Origin of the sequence: Mesorhizobium sp. AD1-1, from assembly GCF_020164655.1 — a bacterium.
Taxonomy (GTDB): Bacteria; Pseudomonadota; Alphaproteobacteria; order Rhizobiales; family Rhizobiaceae; genus Mesorhizobium; species Mesorhizobium ciceri.
The window spans coordinates 118,138-133,002 of record NZ_JAIUGP010000012.1 but is presented as its reverse complement, the minus strand read 5'-3'; the positions used below and the strand labels follow the sequence as shown (position 1 = coordinate 133,002).

Sequence of the window (14,865 nt, the reverse complement as noted above, 5' to 3'; positions counted from 1 at the left end):
GTGCGTGCGAAGGTCTCACGACAAAGGTCGTCGCTCTCCGGCATCCAGCAACCATTGCCGCACGGCTTGCGTCGGCTCGGGGTGGCGCTGTTTTCTCGGCATCACGACATAAAAATCCTGCGTGCCGCGCATTTCGCCGCTGACGGGCTGAACCAGACGGCCGGCGGCGAGGTCGGCGGCGACGAGAAAGCGGCTGGCCAGCGCAATGCCCTGGCCGGCCACCGCCGCGTCGATGGCGAGGCCGGTCTGGTTGAAGCGCATGCGTTTGAGTTCGGTCGTCATCTTCAGGCCGACGGCCTTTTCCATGAATTCCGGCCACAGATTGTGGGCATCGTGCAGCAGTACGTGGTGCTGGATTTCGGAGGCCGCGATCTCGATCGCGCCGGCCGGCAGCAGGGCCGGGCTGCACACGGCGACGATCTGCTGGGGAAACAGCAGGTCGACGACCAGCCCGGCGCCGAAGGGTGGGCGGCCCTGCCTGACCGCGATGTCGACGCCATCGGCCTGGAAGCTCGACAGGCTTTCGCTGGCCAGTACGCGCAGGTCGACCAGCGGGTGGTGCGCGACGAAGTCGTGCAGTCTCGGGATAAGCCATTTGGTGGCGAAGCTCGGCGTCACGCTGATCGTCAGCCGCGCCGGCTCGGGACGAAGCAGCAGCGTCGCCTCCGAGATCAGGTCGAAGGCGCGGCGGATGTTGGGGACATAGGCGCGGCCCTCATCGGTCAGCGCCAGGCCGCGCGGCAGCCGCTCGAACAGCTTCGTGCCGAGATCGGCCTCCAGCCCGCGAATGTGCTGGGCGACCGCCCCTTGCGTGACGTTGAGCTCTTCGGCCGCGATGCGGAAGTTGAGATGACGCGCCGAGGCTTCGAAGGCGCGCAGCGCATTCAACGGCGGCAAGCTGAGGAAGGTTTCGGGCATGCAGTAGTTTTTCTACAGGTTGATTTCAGGCATTCTGGTTCGAACCGACGGGGAAAACCAGCTATATCGACGCTCAACTCCCGAAAACACCGCTTGCGGTGCCCGCAAACCCTGAGAGGAAAATCCGATGAGTGTAGAAAAAGTAGCTGTGGTGGTGGCCGGCGGCAGCGGCATGGGGGCGGCGGCGGCCAAGCGGCTGGCGGCGGACGGCTTCAAGATTGCCATTCTTTCCTCTTCGGGCAAGGGCGAGGCGCTGGCCAAGGAGCTTGGCGGGCTCGGCGTCACCGGCTCCAACCAGTCGAACGACGATCTGCAGCGCCTCGTCGACCTGACGCTGGAGCGCTATGGCCGCATCGACGTGCTGGTCAACAGCGGCGGCCACGGGCCGCGTGCGCCGATCCTCGAGATCACCGACGAGCAATGGCACACCGGCATGGACGTCTACCTCCTCAACGTCATCCGGCCGGTGCGCATCGTGGCGCCGCAGATGGTCAAGCAGAAGGGTGGGGCCATCATCAACATCTCGACGGCCTGGGTGGTCGAGCCGAGCCCGATGTTCCCGACGTCCGCCGTGTTCCGCGCCGGCGTTGCCGCCTACACCAAGATCTTCGCCAACACCTATGCCGCCGACAATGTGCGCATGAACAATGTGCTGCCCGGCTGGATCGACAGCCTGCCGGCCACCGAAGAACGCCGCGACAGCGTGCCGATGCAGCGCTACGGCACTTCGGAAGAGGTCGCCGCGACCATCGCCTTCCTGGCGTCGGAGGGCGCCGGCTACATCACCGGCCAGAACATCCGGGTCGACGGCGGCATTATACGCGCTATTTGAGGGCGTCGGCCGGGAGGGGATTCCGGCATCTCACCCCAAGGAGCAAATAATGCGGCTTTTGATACTCGGCACCGGCTGGATGGCGCAGGAACATGCCCGGCGCTTCAGCGCCATCGAGGGCGTCGACATTGTCGGCGCAGTCGATGTCGATCCGGCGCGGGTTGGCGAGTTCGCCGACAGCTTTGACATTCCCAACCGCTTTACCGGGCTGGAGGAGGCGCTGGCATGGGGCGAGTTCGACGCGGTGGCCAATGTCACGCCCGACCGCATCCACCACCCGACCACCATGGCGCTGATCGCCGCCGGCAAGCCGGTGCTGTGCGAAAAGCCGCTGGCCGAAAACTTCGGCAAGGCGACCGAGATGGCCGATGCCGCCGAGGCCGCCGGCATCGTCAACATGGTGAACCTCACCTATCGCAATGTGGCCGCGCTGCAGAAAGCGCGCCAGATGGTGCAAGCGGGCGAGATCGGCACGGTCAGGCATGTCGAGGCGTCCTACCTGCAAAGCTGGCTGGTGTCGAAATTCTGGGGCGACTGGCGCACCGATCCGAAATGGCTGTGGCGGCTGTCGCGCGGCCACGGTTCCAATGGCGTGCTCGGCGATGTCGGCATCCACATCCTCGATTTCGCCAGCTATGGCGCAGCCGTCGACATCGACCATGTCTTCTGCCGGCTGCGCGCCTTCGACAAGGCGCCCGGCAACCGCATCGGCGACTACGGACTCGACGCCAATGACAGCTTCGCCATGACGCTGGATTTTTCCAACGGCGCCTTCGGCGTGGTGCATGCCAGCCGCTGGGCAACAGGCCATCTCAACGAACTGCGTCTGCGCATCTATGGCGAGAAGGGCGGCATCGAAGTGGTGCACAATCTCGACGGTTCGACGCTCAAGGCATGCGTGGGGGAGAATGTCGAGAACGCCATATGGGAAGAGCTCGACCCCGGCACGGTGGAGACCAACTACCAGCGTTTCACTGACGCGGTGCGCACGGGCGTGCAGGCCGAACCGTCCTTCCGCCATGCGGCCGAATTGCAGAAGGTGCTGGATCTGGCCGTGGTGTCGGACGAGAAGCGGGCCGAGCTGAGAGCGAACGCGGAAACGCGGTGAGGGCTCGCACCTCGCGCCCATACCGCAGTAGCTGGAAGGGGCCGAGTTCTGTCAGACTCCCCTCTGGCCTGCCGGCCATCTCCCTCGCAAGGGGGGAGATCGGCAGCTTCAATTGCTGCGCCTGGTAAGTCATCAGTGCCCGCCTCCTGATCCGTGTCAGGTGGCTTCAGGGGCCGGTCACGAGCGAAAAAACCAGTTTCTGCAAATTGCCGCCATTGCCGAATTCTATACGGTCGAAGTCGCGGCTTGCCTGCACCCGCGCCTTCGAGATCGCGTCGAGCCGCTTGACCACCTCGGCCCTGGTCTTGCTGCATTTGGGATCGTCGGCGACGGTCAGGCCGTCCGTCGCGGCTTGGATGTCGTGGACCATCTGGACCATGCTGGCGCCATGCACCTTCTCATGGGCGGCGACGCCGGCGATGAAGGTGTCCCAGTTCTTCTGGACGGCGGGCGGGAGGGAGCGGGAGGGTTTCGGCAAAGTGTAGGTGACGATCAGCTTCGGCCGCCCGGCCGTCAGCACGCAGTCCTTGCCGCTGGGCTTGTAATCCCTTAGCCCCCAGGTCAGTTTGAAATTGGTGTAGGCGATGGCGCGGGCAATGCCGAGCTTTGGCCCTTTCTCGCCGATCGAGCGGTAGAGTTCGGCGCCGGACTGGCCCGAGATCGCGTAGGGCTCGATCTTCTCGACCGGCTTCCACTCGGCATGAGCGGTGAGCGGCAAGGCCAGCAGGGCGGCAAAGGACAGACACAGGCGAATGCAGGCTCTCAATCCAACTCTCCGCGAAACAGGACCGGCTGCCGCAAGGGGCAATGCCATCGGATCGCTTTTTCCTATATGCTTGCGACGGGCGCTGCAAATGCCCTGAAGGCAGTTGGGGGAGCCATGAGAGTTGCACATCTCGTCGTCGCCGGTGCGGTAGCGGTCCTGCAGGCCGCGCAACCGGCGTTTGCCGCGTCGTGCGGCGGCTGGAGCGCCAGGATGGAGGAAGACGAGGGCGGCAGCGTGCTGACGGCCTCGGTCTGCGGCGGGCCGAAAGGCGATGCGTATCTGATGCTGACCTGTTTCGACACGCCGGTGCTGAGCTACGATCTCGGCGCCAACGGCCGGCAATTGGAGCCTGGCATCAGCGGTTCGTTCGCGTTCAAGGCCGACGGCAAGACGGTAACTAAGGCGCTGCAGCTGGAGGCCATGTACAACTACTTCGTGGTCAACCTGGCGAAAGCCGATCCGCTGCTCGACCTGTTGCGCGGCAAGGGCGATGTGTCGGTCAGTTCAGCCAAATATGGCGAGATCAGCTTTCCGCTGAAGGGTTCAAGCGCGGCCATCGGCAAGGTGCTGGCGCAGTGCGGCAAGGCCCAGCCCGCCGATGGGGATTGAGGACTTCGTCATCCGAAGGCCTCCGAGACGGAGCTGCGCTCCTGCTTCGCCCTAGGATTGTTTGAGCAGGATCAGGTAGTTTGGCGGCCGGGACTGCGGCCCATCACCCCACCCAGTCGTACCGTCGCGGCCATCAGTTCCTCGTCCGAAAACCCGGAAAAACCCAGCACCAGGCCTTGCCGGGACGCCCCGCCGATGAACATCGAGGACAAGGCCCTGGCGCCGACACCTGCCGCCTTCGCCGCCTCGACGATCGCCGTGTCCGGCCCGGCGTGCTTCAGCGTCGCCATCAAGTGCAGCCCCTGTTCGGGCACGGTTACCTCGAGGGCATCGCCGCAATGCGTCTCGAGGCCGGCGACCAGCACGTCGCGCGCGGCTTGCACCCGGCGGCGCACGCGCCTGAGATGCGCGGCGAAATGGCCCTCGTTCAACAGGTCGGTCAGCGCGCCTTCGGCCAGCGTCGAGGGGAAGCGGTCGGAGCGCGCCCTGACCGCCATCACGGCATCGAGCAGCGCTTCGGGCACCACGACATAGCCGATGCGCAGGCCGGGGAAGAGGATTTTCGAGAAGGTGCCGAGATAGGCGACACGGCCCGAGCCGTCCATGCCCTGCAGCGAGGTCAGCGGCGGGCCGGCATAGCGGAACTCGCTGTCGTAATCGTCCTCGATGATCCAGGCATCGTTGCGCCGCGCCCAGTCGAGCAAAGCGAGACGGCGGCGCATCGTCATCGTCACGCCGAGCGGATATTGATGCGAGGGCGTGACATAGGCCGCGCGCGCCTTGGAGCACAGGCTTTCGCCGATCTCGGGATCGAGCCCTTCCGCGTCGACGGGTACGCCAAAAACCGTGGCCCCGCTGCCGGCCAGCACGGCGTGCGCCATGGGATAGCAGGGGTTTTCGATCCAGACGGCATCGCCGGGACGAAGTGCTGCACGCACCAGGAGATCGAGCCCCTGCTGCGTGCCCGACGTCAGCACGATCTGGCCGGCGTCGCAGCGCACGCCGCGTGCGGTCCTGAGATAGGTGGCAATTGCCGTGCGCAGCGGCAGGCCGCCGCGCGGGTCGCCATAGCGGAAATGCTCCGGTCCGGGGCGGGTGAGGTGGCGCGACAGAAGGATGCGAAACATATCAAGCGTGCGCGGATCGGAGACCGCAACGCCAAGGCCGCAAGGTAGCGACGCCGCGACGTCGATCTCCGCTGGACGCGGCTTGATCAGCGTCAGCGGCAGATGCGGCACATCAGGCGCGACGAAGGTGCCGGCGCCGACCTTGGCGACCGCAAACCCCTCCGAGATCAGCATTTCGAAACAGGCAACCGCCGCCGAACGCGACAGGCCGAAGCGCTGTGCGAGATCCCGGGTGGTCGGGAGTTTCGCCCCGGTGGCCAGCGCGCCGGTCTCGATCAGCCGCCTGAGCGCCGCATAAAGCTCGCGGCTGCGCGGGCCGTCGCCCGGCAGGACCGGGATCAGCGCCGACCAATCCGGAAAATTGGTCCGGTTTTTCTTCATGGGATTGGTTCTTTTATCGACCAATGTCATGGCGCATGGTTGGCAGACGACAACCAAGGATGCAAGCCGTGAACGACACGCCAGCCAGTTTTCCGACCACCAGCCGCAACCGCGTCAAGCGCCTGCACGAGCGCGGCAGCTACGACCATGCGGCAGTCTTCGCGGTGCTGGATGCCGGGCTGCTGTGCCATGTCGCCTATACGTTCGATGGCCAGCCCTATTGCACGCCGACCATCCACTGGCGCGAGGACGACATGCTGTACTGGCACGGCTCGTCGGCCAGCCGCATGCTGCGCAATCTGCGCGGCGGCACGCCGGCCTGTCTCACGGTGTCGCATCTCGACGGGCTGGTGCTGGCGCGCTCGGGCTTCAACCATTCGGCCAACTACCGCTCGGCGATGTGTTTCGGCACGGCGCGAATCGTCGACGAGCCGCAGGAGAAACTGAAGGCGCTGGCCGGCGTCGTCGACCGTTTCTATCCCGGCCGGAGCGAGACCCTGAGGCCGATCTCGGCGCAGGAGGCCAAGGCGACGACGGTGATCGGCATGCGTATTGAAGAGGCATCGGCGAAGGTACGCGCCAAGGGCGTCGGCGACGACGAGGAGGATTACGGGCATCCGGTTTGGGCCGGCGTCATCCCGGTGCGGATGGTGGTCGGCGCCGCCGAGCCGTGTCCGAGGCTGATGCCTGACATGGAGCGGCCGCGGAACCTGGCTGGATATGCCGAGGGCGCGCGGCTCGATGAGGCGCTGACGCAGGCGCAGCGGGTTTATGAGGGCGAAGTTTAGCCCGCGCCTAGTGGGAACGTATTCAAATCTTGCCGCTGCCGCCGCCTCGCGATATCTCGACACCATGATCACCTTCCGCCGTGCGCAGGCCTCCGACCTGCCTGATATCGTGGCCATGCTGGCCGACGATCCGCTTGGCGCCGGCCGCGAGGACGCTTCCTTGCCGCTGGCGCAAGGTTATGTCGACGCTTTCAACGCCATCGACGCCGATCCCAATCAGCTGCTGGCGGTGGCCGTGGATGGCGGCGAGGTGGTCGGCACCTTGCAGGTAACTTTCCTTGCCGGGCTCTCGCGCAAGGGCGCGTGGCGCGGCCAGATCGAGGCGGTTCGGGTCGCCGGCCACAGGCGCTCGGACGGCATCGGCAGGCAGATGATCGAATGGGCGATCGACGCGTGCCGCGCGCGCGGCTGCGGCCTCGTTCAACTGACCACCGACAAAGGGCGGGCGGACGCGCATCGTTTTTACGAAAGCCTCGGCTTCACCGGCAGCCATCTCGGCTACAAGAAGAGCCTTTAGGCGGTCGGAAAACGCTGCAACACTTTTGTGGAACTGCTCGCGGCGTTCGAGCAGTGCGCCAGTGCTGGCGCATTCGGGAAACCGTTCAGGCACACTTCAATTCGCGGCCAAGAGGGGATATAGGTCAGTCAAGTTGACCTATATTGCAGCGTCGGGGAGGCGTGCCGTGACCCTTATGAACCTGTTGGCTTCGCGCTCGTCGCGCATGAAAGCGTCCGAAATCCGCGAGCTGCTGAAGCTGCTCGACCAGCCGGACATCATCTCGTTTGCCGGCGGTATTCCCGATCCGGCGCTGTTCCCGGCCGAGGCGATCCGCGACGCCTATGCCGATGTGCTGGGTGGCGCCGAGGCGGGCGCGGCGCTGCAGTACCAGGTCTCGGAAGGCTATCTGCCTTTGCGGCGCTGGCTCGCCGGGCAGATGGGCAAGCTCGGCGTCGCCTGCGACGAGGCCAACATCTTCATCACCTCCGGCTCGCAGCAGGCGCTGGATTATCTCGGCAAGCTGTTCCTGTCGCCGGGCGACACCGCGCTGGTGACGTGGCCGACCTATCTCGGCGCGCTGCAGGCTTTCAACGCCTATGAGCCGCGCTACGACCGGCTGACCCCGGCCGGCGGCAACATGACGCCCGATGCCTATCGCGCGGCGGCGGCCGCCAATGGCGGCAAGGCCAAATTCGCCTATCTGGTGCCGGATTTCGCCAACCCGACCGGCAACACGCTGAACCGTGAGCAGCGCGAGGCGGTGCTCGACCTTGCCGGCGAACTCGACATCGCCGTCATCGAGGATGCCGCTTACCGCGCGCTGCGCTATGACGGCGAGGGCGAGCCGCCGATCCTGGCGCTCGATTGTGCCCGGTCCGGCGGCATCGACAAGGCGCGCACGCTCTATTGCGGCTCGTTCTCGAAGATCCTGTCGCCGGGCATGCGGGTCGGCTGGGTGTGCGCGCCGCGCCACATTGTCGAGAAGCTGGTGCTGATGAAGCAGGCTTCGGACCTGCACAGCCCGTCGATCAACCAGGTGGTGATGCATCGCGTCGCCGAAGCCGTGTTCGAAGGCCAGGTGGAAAAACTCATCGACGCCTATCGCGAGCGCCGCGACGGGCTGCTCTCGGCACTGGAAGCCCACATGCCCGAAGGCGTGACCTGGAGCCGCCCGGAAGGCGGCATGTTCGTCTGGGTGACACTGCCGGAAGGGGCCGACGCCACCGAGCTTCTGGCTCGGTCGGTGAAGGAAGCGCGGGTCGCCTTCGTGCCGGGCAACGCCTTTTATGCCGATGGCACCGGGCGCAACACACTGCGGCTGTCCTTCACGCTCGCCGACCGGCGCGCGGTGAGCGAAGGCATTCCAAGGCTAGCCGCCATCCTGAAGGGATAGGCCGGCGCTGGAAGCCGGCTTTTCCTCCGCCGTTACAGTCACCAGCCGCTCAAGCTTTGAAAGCCTGGTGCGAGCGAGCTTGCGGACCGGCCTTTCGAAACCTTCTTCGCCGTTTTCGACGACGAAGACCAAGGTCATGAAATCGAGCATGAATTCGTCGATGGCTGCCGCGACCTCGCGCGACCTGCCCTTGAACCGGCGCAGCAGAGCGGTTGCTTCCTCGATATCGTCGACACCGGCGCTGTCGACCAGCGCTTCGAGCCTCTGAAAACAATCCAATCGCAATTCCTCCCACCGCGCCACCAAACCCGGTTGCGAGCGGAAGGTTCCAAACTGTGAGTGGTCTCGCGAAGAAATCGCCTCCACTGCTTGAATTCCGCGGACGGGCCATCGGCAATTTTTTTGTTCGGGTGGAACCTCCGCGGCCAACAAAGGTTCTTACCAGGTCTGATCCCCCCTCAGACCCCTGAAGGCTAGACATGCTTTCCAAAGGCCCGCCGGATCCCCTCCCGGTGGGCCCTTTGTCTGCTGGGAAGTATCCGCATTGACGACGCCCTATCCCAACCTAAATTCGAACCCACACGAGGAGGCGTTTTCATGGAAACCCAGGAATTGCATCGCGGCCGGCTCATCGACCACATCCAACTGGTGGTCAGAAACCTCGCGGCCAGCCGGCGTTTCTACGAGGCGGTCCTGCAGGCGCTCGATGTCCCGATCGGCGGTAGCGGCGCCGACTTTTTCTGGGCCGACGAGCTGTTTGTCTCCACTGCCGACAGCCGGGCCGCACAGGGAAAACTCACCGGCCGCCATCACCTGGCTTTCCAGGCAAGGGACCACGCCATGGTCGACGGCTTCTACAAGGCCGGGCTGGCGGCCGGCGGCACGGACAATGGCGCGCCGGGCGAACGGCCCTATCACCCCGGCTATTACGCCGCCTTCCTGCTCGATCCGGACGGCAACAACATCGAGGCCGTCCATCACGGCCCGCATCGTCGCAGCGCCGCTTCGGTGAAGATCACCTTCTAAGCTGCCGATATTCAGCCGGCCGGGATCGCGGACGCATGGGCGATGCTGGAGAGAGGCTGCCTTGCGTTGCCAGATCGGTGGCCCCGATGCTAACCGTGCAAATGGCGGGCGGGAATCGGTCCCGAAGCAACGTCCGCCACAAATTTTCAATAAAACTCCCCTTACCCCCGTGGAGATATTTTTTTTATGCAAAACCCAGCAAGGGCGATCTGTGCCGCCACGCTTCTATTTGCAATCGGGGCCGTTGGCCTCACAAGTATATCATCTTTTGCTTATATTTCATCGGCGCAGGCCCAGGAGGAATATCTTCCGACCGAGAAGGATTTTGTCGGCAAATGGAAACTCAACGGCGGAGCCATCCGGCCGCCGCGCGATATGAAGGATGCGCCGACACCGGAACAGGAAGCGGCCGCCAGTGAGTTCCAGCAGACGGTGACCGCGTTTTACGGGGCGTTCGATTATCTGGAGATCACGGCGGACGGCCGCTACAATTTTCACCAGCCCGGGGATCCGACGTCGGGGCCTTGCGTCTGGTGCGGAACCTGGTCGTTCAGCAAGAGTTCGGCGTGGCTCGAGCTGGATACGGCGCCCCGGCTGGATATCTACGCCAAGGACGGCGACATGCAGATGACCTACACTGTCGAACCCTACGAAAAATCGAAATATGCGTGGCTGGTTTTCGGCTGGGCGAAGGCCGAGTAGGCGGCGCGCAGCATTCACCACGTTCGTCATCCTCGGGTCTCCGCGACGGAGCTTCGCTCCTGCTCCGCCTGTGGATGACGAAGGCGGGAGAGGCTTCCGCTAACCCCGGAGTCAGCGATGGTTGACCGAAACGGAAGATGACATCTTCTGGGTCGCGCCACTGAATGTCACGGCTTTTCATCCATCTCGTATCCTCGTATACGAGATGGAACCAGCCGACCGAGGAGACCGCATGAGCCCGCCGCCTGAAACCGTGCCGTTTTTCAGCCAGTGGGAAACGCCTGACATGACGCTGGACGTGCTCGCCGACGGCGCGGATGTTGCGCTCAGGCGCGATCCGCTGTGGAGGCGATCCGGGGCGGAGACCCTCGACGAATACGCAATCTGGGCCGCCAACATCTGCGGCATGGCCTGCCTCAAGATGATCCTGGCCAGCCGCGGCGAGATCGTGCCGACGATCGAACTTGCCAGGCGCTGCACCTTATATGGCGGCTATGTCGTCAATGAGGGATCGATCAAGGGGCTGATCTACGCGCCCTTCGTCAGCTTCGTGAAGGAAGCCTTCGGCCTGCGCGCCGAGGTGATGACCAATGTCGCCACATCAGACATTCCGGCGATCATGCAGCGGACGCGCTTCTTCATCGCGTCGGTCAGCAGCTCGATCCGCTGGCCCGAGCGAGAGCCGCCCTCGAAGGGCGGCCATCTGGTGCTGATCACCGCGGCATCCGACGAAGGTTTCCGCTTTCACAACCCGTCCGGCCATGAGCCCGCCACACAGGCAGACGCAGTGTTGTCACCGGCCGATTTCGACCGCTTCTTTGCCAATCGCGGCATTGCCGTCGCCATTTGATTTTTTGACAGTCGAGGGATTTCGATGACCGACAAGACAAGAGTGGCCATCCTCTATGGCGGGCGTTCGGCCGAGCACGACGTGTCGCGCCTTTCGGCCGCCAATGTGCTGAAGGCGATCGACCGCACGCGCTACGATATCGTGCCGATCGCCATTTCGCGAGGCGGCAGGTGGCTGCTGCAACAACTCGATCGCGCCGCGGCGATCGGCGATGAGGCGGCAGGGGCGCCGGCCTCCGAAGACGGCCCGGAGGTTGCTTTGTTGCCCGGAGGCAAGGGCCGGCTGGTTGCGGTGTCGCGGGATGGTACGCAGCCTGAGCTGCCCCCCATCGACGTCGTGTTCCCGGTGCTGCACGGGCCGTTCGGCGAGGACGGCTCGGTGCAGGGCTATGCCGAGGTCGCCGATGTCGCCTATGTCGGCTGCGGCATTCTCGCCTCGGCCGCCGCCATGGACAAGGACGTCGCCAAGCGGCTGATGCGCGAGGCGGGACTGGCGGTTGCCCGCTCCGTCACCGTGCATCGAAACGGCAAGCATTCCTTCCAGGAGATTGCCGGGACGCTCGGCCTGCCTTTCTTCGCCAAGCCGGCGCGCCAGGGCTCGTCCTTCGGGGTCAGCAAGGTGAATGACAGGGACGGCTTCGAGCAGGCCATCGACACGGCTTTCCGCTACGACGGCAAAGTGTTGATCGAGGAATTCGTCGAGGGCCGCGAGATCGAGTTCTCGGTGCTGGAGCGCGCCGACGGGTCGCTGACGGTGTCGCTGCCCGGCGAGATCATTCCGGCCGGCAAGCACGGCTTCTACACCTATGAGGCCAAATATCTCGATGCCGACGGCGCGCTGGTCAAGGTGCCCGCCGATGTCCCGGCCGATGTGGCCGAAAAGGCCAGGGATATGGCGCGGCAGGCGTTCCAGGCGCTTGGCTGCGAAGCCATGGCGCGCGTCGATTTCTTCCTGCGCGCCGACGGCAGCCTGCTTGTCAACGAGGTCAACACCATTCCCGGCTTCACCGACATCTCGATGTATGCCAAGGCGCTTGCCGCCTCAGGCATCGGCTACAGCCAGACCATCGACGTGCTGATCGAGCACGCGCTGGCCAGGCATGCGGCGCGCTGATCCGATCGGGCGAGCCTGACTTCCATTTAGCCCTTCGGGAGCGGCCGGTGCGGGCCGGATCATTGCCTGTGAGCGAGGCGTATTTCATCGTTGGCTAAAGTTGCACGTCCGCTCTATATGCCCGATCATGGCATTTGGCAGGGAGGCATCACGTGGCCAATCGTCGAAACGGCACGGCGTCTCCGGCTGATGGGCTGGGGGACGCCCTTTCAGCGGCCGCGCCCCATCCGCGAACCTCTTTGCCCAATGTGGCGGCCATCGTCACGACAGTGGCGGCACTGTATTTCGGGCGCGAGGTTTTCCTGCCGATCGCCATCGCGCTGCTGCTGACCTTCGCACTGGCGCCGCTTGTCGCAGCGCTAAAAAAGGTCGGCATTCCCCGGATTGCCGCCGTCATCGCCAGCGTGCTCGGCGCCTTCGCGGCGCTTGGCCTGTTCTCCTTCATCGTCGCCACGCAGGTCAGCGAACTGGCGCAGAACATCCCGGTCTACCAGACCAACATCCTGACCAAGATCCGCTCGCTCAAGGAGACCGGGGGCGGGATCCTTGCCAGACTGAGCAAGGTGGTCGAGCGGGTCGGCCAGGAGATCGACAGGCAAGACCCCTCGCTGCCGGCCGCCGCCCCGGAAAAGCCGCCGCGCGAGCCGGTGCCGGTCGAGATCGTCGCGCACGAAAGGCCGCTTCAGGTCCTGCAGAATGTCGTCGGGCCGCTGATCAGCCCGCTTGGGTCGGCCGGGCTGATCATCGTCGTCGTCATCTTCATGCTGCTCGAGCGGGAGGATCTGCGCGACCGCTTCATCCGGCTTGTCGGCTACGGCGACCTCCACCGCACCACCGAGGCGCTTCAGGATGCCGCCAAACGGGTGGGCCGCTATCTCCTGATGCAATTGGTCGTCAACATCGTCTACGCCATACCGATCGCGATCGGGCTCTGGGCCCTCGGTATTCCCAATGCGCTGCTGTGGGGGCTGCTGGCACTGGCGCTGCGTTTCGTTCCCTATATCGGCCCGATCATAGGTATGCTTTTGCCGCTGTTCCTGGCGCTGGCCGTGGCACCGGGCTGGTCGCTCGTGCTGTGGACAGCCGCCCTGTTCGTGGTGATGGAACTGATCACCGGCAATGTCATCGAACCCTGGCTCTACGGTTCGCGGACGGGACTGTCGCCGCTGGCGATCATTGTCGCGGCGATTTTCTGGACGTGGCTCTGGGGGCCGCTCGGGCTGATCCTGTCGACGCCGCTCACTGTCTGCCTGGTGGTGCTGGGCAGGCACGTGCCGCAGTTTGAATTCCTGGACGTGCTGTTCGGCAACGAGCCCGTGCTCGAACCCCATGCGCGCCTGTACCAGCGGCTGCTGGCCGGCGATCCGGAAGAAGCCACCGATCATGCCGAGGAGATGCTGGAGGAGAAATATCTGGTCGAATTCTATGACAAGGTTGCCATTCCGGCGCTTCTGCTGGGCGAACAGGACCGTGTGCGCGGCGTCATGGGCGATTTGCAAAGGCGGCAGGTGGCGGCCAGTGCCCTGATGCTGGTCGCCAATCTCGACGACAGCGCGCAGGAGGAGGCAGGCGAGGAGGAGGGGCCGTCCGTGGCCGCAGAGGCGAGCGACGATGACGATCCCGGCGGGGAGGACGAGACCGAACTGCCCGATGGCACGGATATGTCCGTGCTTTGCGCCGGGGGGCGTGGCGAGCTCGACGACGCCGCTGCCGCGATGCTGGCGCAGGTGCTGGAGGTCCAGGGCGCGACGGTGTCGAAAGCCAGCTTTGCCGATATGGAACCCGCCGGCATTCGCCGCCTTGAGCTCGAAACCGTCGACACCGTCGTGGTCGGATTCCTGAACCGGGATTCCATCAAGCACGCCCGCTTTCTGGTCCGCCGGCTGAAGCGTGCGAAGGCCGCACTTCGGGTGGGAATCGTGTTCTGGTCGGAGGCCGACAGCGAGGACAAGGAGACGGCGGGCAAACTGGCGCGTGACATGAACGCGGATTTCGTGGCGCATGGCATGGTCGACGCCGTGCTGGGCGCGCTGTCAAACGAGCCGCCGGTCGCGCTCAAGCTTGTCGCCAAACGGCGCATGCGGCGACAGCGGGCCGCGTCCAAGAAGGTTACCGCGGCAGCGGCGGGTTGACCGAAATCGGCGGAAGGCCCATGGAACCAGGCGGCCCTCCGCGCGGCCTTACGGATTAGCTACCCGTCGGCGGTGAGAAATGCTCGAAATTCGCCCAGCCCAGGAAGCCGACCGGTCGGCGATCGTGCAACTGTGGCATCAGGGCTGGCATGATGCCCATGCGCATCTGGTTCCAGCCGAAATCCTGGCGTACCGAACGCCGGCGCATTTTGCGCTGTGGCTGGAGCAATCCACCGATGCCTTCCATGTGGCGGCTGCCGATGGATTGCTTGGCTTCGTCTCGATAAACGGGGCGGAGCTGGTCAAACTCTATGTAAGCCCGCAGGCACGGGGAAGCGGAACCGCCCGCGATCTGCTGTCTTATGCCGAGCATCTCTTGTGCGAACAGGGCGTGGCGGAGGCCGAGCTTTTCTGCACGGCGGGAAATGTCCGCGCGCAGAGATTTTATGCCCGCGAAGGATGGCGCTTGAACCGCAGCTTCGAAGACGCACTTTGGCTGCCGGATGATGTCGCCGGCAGGTTCACCGTGGAAACCCACTGCTATCGGAAGCATCTGGGCTTTCGTTAGCATCACTATTCGGAACGAGCTTGGCGAGATTGTCGCGGACGCTGGAGCAGGCG

At 64.7% G+C, this 14,865-nt stretch carries 16 protein-coding genes; 12 read left to right on the top strand and 4 right to left on the bottom strand.

What is annotated here, in order from left to right:
• Positions 1–15: 15 nt before the first annotated feature.
• Positions 16–918 (bottom strand): transcriptional regulator GcvA, encoded by a 903-nt coding sequence (gcvA, locus tag LB519_RS21990; RefSeq protein WP_063168574.1) that lies wholly within the window; start codon positions 916–918, stop codon positions 16–18.
• 127 nt (positions 919–1,045) lie between these two features.
• On the opposite strand from gcvA, the gene LB519_RS21985 reads away from it, so the two are divergent.
• Positions 1,046–1,750: an SDR family oxidoreductase gene (locus LB519_RS21985; RefSeq protein ID WP_024501629.1), complete on the top strand. Its 705-nt coding sequence runs from the start codon at positions 1,046–1,048 to the stop codon at positions 1,748–1,750.
• A gap of 49 nt (positions 1,751–1,799) precedes the next feature.
• Positions 1,800–2,858, top strand: coding sequence for a Gfo/Idh/MocA family protein (locus tag LB519_RS21980; RefSeq protein ID WP_063168573.1), 1,059 nt, complete (start codon positions 1,800–1,802; stop codon positions 2,856–2,858).
• A 166-nt stretch (positions 2,859–3,024) separates the two neighbouring features.
• Here LB519_RS21980 and LB519_RS21975 read toward each other — a convergent pair whose 3' ends face one another.
• A complete protein-coding gene (locus LB519_RS21975) occupies positions 3,025–3,624 on the bottom strand; it encodes a DUF922 domain-containing Zn-dependent protease (protein WP_063168572.1) in 600 nt (199 codons plus the stop codon).
• Positions 3,625–3,738: 114 nt separating this feature from the next.
• Here LB519_RS21975 and LB519_RS21970 point away from each other — a divergent pair, with 114 nt between their 5' ends.
• Positions 3,739–4,233: a hypothetical protein gene (locus LB519_RS21970; protein ID WP_224621167.1), complete on the top strand. Its 495-nt coding sequence runs from the start codon at positions 3,739–3,741 to the stop codon at positions 4,231–4,233.
• Between the two features lie 71 nt (positions 4,234–4,304).
• Here LB519_RS21970 and LB519_RS21965 read toward each other — a convergent pair whose 3' ends face one another.
• Entirely contained in the window at positions 4,305–5,741 is a 1,437-nt protein-coding gene (locus tag LB519_RS21965) for a PLP-dependent aminotransferase family protein (RefSeq protein WP_082826687.1), read from the bottom strand.
• Between the two features lie 35 nt (positions 5,742–5,776).
• Between LB519_RS21965 and LB519_RS21960 the strand changes: the two genes are divergently transcribed.
• From LB519_RS21960 to LB519_RS21950, 3 genes are all read left to right on the top strand, one after another.
• Positions 5,777–6,529 carry a pyridoxamine 5'-phosphate oxidase family protein gene (locus LB519_RS21960; RefSeq protein ID WP_063168570.1) on the top strand — a complete coding sequence of 251 codons (753 nt, stop codon included), beginning with the start codon at positions 5,777–5,779 and terminating at the stop codon, positions 6,527–6,529.
• A 64-nt stretch (positions 6,530–6,593) separates the two neighbouring features.
• Complete coding sequence (locus tag LB519_RS21955) at positions 6,594–7,046, top strand: GNAT family N-acetyltransferase (protein WP_063170279.1); 453 nt, start codon at positions 6,594–6,596, stop codon at positions 7,044–7,046.
• 175 nt (positions 7,047–7,221) lie between these two features.
• Positions 7,222–8,421, top strand: coding sequence for a PLP-dependent aminotransferase family protein (locus tag LB519_RS21950; RefSeq protein ID WP_032807972.1), 1,200 nt, complete (start codon positions 7,222–7,224; stop codon positions 8,419–8,421).
• Here the strand turns inward: LB519_RS21950 and LB519_RS21945 are convergent.
• Positions 8,398–8,700, bottom strand: a complete 303-nt coding sequence (locus tag LB519_RS21945) for a hypothetical protein (RefSeq protein WP_224621166.1) — start codon at positions 8,698–8,700, stop codon at positions 8,398–8,400. The two genes, LB519_RS21950 and LB519_RS21945, sit on opposite strands and share 24 nt — an antisense overlap.
• A 318-nt stretch (positions 8,701–9,018) precedes the next feature.
• On the opposite strand from LB519_RS21945, the gene LB519_RS21940 reads away from it, so the two are divergent.
• The 6 genes from LB519_RS21940 to LB519_RS21915 all read left to right on the top strand — a co-directional run bounded on the left by LB519_RS21940 (position 9,019) and on the right by LB519_RS21915 (position 14,812).
• Positions 9,019–9,447 carry a VOC family protein gene (locus tag LB519_RS21940; RefSeq protein ID WP_013530756.1) on the top strand — a complete coding sequence of 143 codons (429 nt, stop codon included), beginning with the start codon at positions 9,019–9,021 and terminating at the stop codon, positions 9,445–9,447.
• Positions 9,448–9,633: 186 nt separating this feature from the next.
• Positions 9,634–10,149, top strand: a complete 516-nt coding sequence (locus tag LB519_RS21935; RefSeq protein WP_013530757.1) for a hypothetical protein — start codon at positions 9,634–9,636, stop codon at positions 10,147–10,149.
• Between the two features lie 232 nt (positions 10,150–10,381).
• The gene (locus LB519_RS21930; protein WP_024501618.1) at positions 10,382–10,999 is read left to right on the top strand and encodes a C39 family peptidase; all 618 of its coding nucleotides are present in this window, start codon (positions 10,382–10,384) and stop codon (positions 10,997–10,999) included.
• Positions 11,000–11,023: 24 nt separating this feature from the next.
• Positions 11,024–12,112 carry a D-alanine--D-alanine ligase family protein gene (locus LB519_RS21925; protein WP_063168569.1) on the top strand — a complete coding sequence of 363 codons (1,089 nt, stop codon included), beginning with the start codon at positions 11,024–11,026 and terminating at the stop codon, positions 12,110–12,112.
• 152 nt (positions 12,113–12,264) lie between these two features.
• Positions 12,265–14,244 (top strand): AI-2E family transporter, encoded by a 1,980-nt coding sequence (locus LB519_RS21920; RefSeq protein WP_063168568.1) that lies wholly within the window; start codon positions 12,265–12,267, stop codon positions 14,242–14,244.
• A 79-nt stretch (positions 14,245–14,323) separates the two neighbouring features.
• Positions 14,324–14,812: a GNAT family N-acetyltransferase gene (locus tag LB519_RS21915; protein ID WP_027160744.1), complete on the top strand. Its 489-nt coding sequence runs from the start codon at positions 14,324–14,326 to the stop codon at positions 14,810–14,812.
• The last annotated feature ends 53 nt before the right edge of the window (positions 14,813–14,865 follow it).

Bases quoted from the DNA above. Each gene is read 5' to 3' on its own strand.
- LB519_RS21980 (WP_063168573.1), top strand. From the start codon at position 1,800: ATGCGGCTTTTGATACTCGGCACCGGCTGGATGGCGCAGGAACATGCC.
- LB519_RS21940 (WP_013530756.1), top strand. From the start codon at position 9,019: ATGGAAACCCAGGAATTGCATCGCGGCCGGCTCATCGACCACATCCAA.
- LB519_RS21930 (WP_024501618.1), top strand. From the start codon at position 10,382: ATGAGCCCGCCGCCTGAAACCGTGCCGTTTTTCAGCCAGTGGGAAACG.
- LB519_RS21985 (WP_024501629.1), top strand. From the start codon at position 1,046: ATGAGTGTAGAAAAAGTAGCTGTGGTGGTGGCCGGCGGCAGCGGCATG.
- LB519_RS21965 (WP_082826687.1), bottom strand. From the start codon at position 5,741: ATGAAGAAAAACCGGACCAATTTTCCGGATTGGTCGGCGCTGATCCCG.
- LB519_RS21935 (WP_013530757.1), top strand. From the start codon at position 9,634: ATGCAAAACCCAGCAAGGGCGATCTGTGCCGCCACGCTTCTATTTGCA.
- LB519_RS21970 (WP_224621167.1), top strand. From the start codon at position 3,739: ATGAGAGTTGCACATCTCGTCGTCGCCGGTGCGGTAGCGGTCCTGCAG.
- LB519_RS21960 (WP_063168570.1), top strand. From the start codon at position 5,777: ATGGTTGGCAGACGACAACCAAGGATGCAAGCCGTGAACGACACGCCA.
- gcvA (WP_063168574.1), bottom strand. From the start codon at position 918: ATGCCCGAAACCTTCCTCAGCTTGCCGCCGTTGAATGCGCTGCGCGCC.
- LB519_RS21915 (WP_027160744.1), top strand. From the start codon at position 14,324: ATGCTCGAAATTCGCCCAGCCCAGGAAGCCGACCGGTCGGCGATCGTG.
- LB519_RS21955 (WP_063170279.1), top strand. From the start codon at position 6,594: ATGATCACCTTCCGCCGTGCGCAGGCCTCCGACCTGCCTGATATCGTG.
- LB519_RS21950 (WP_032807972.1), top strand. From the start codon at position 7,222: ATGAACCTGTTGGCTTCGCGCTCGTCGCGCATGAAAGCGTCCGAAATC.
- LB519_RS21925 (WP_063168569.1), top strand. From the start codon at position 11,024: ATGACCGACAAGACAAGAGTGGCCATCCTCTATGGCGGGCGTTCGGCC.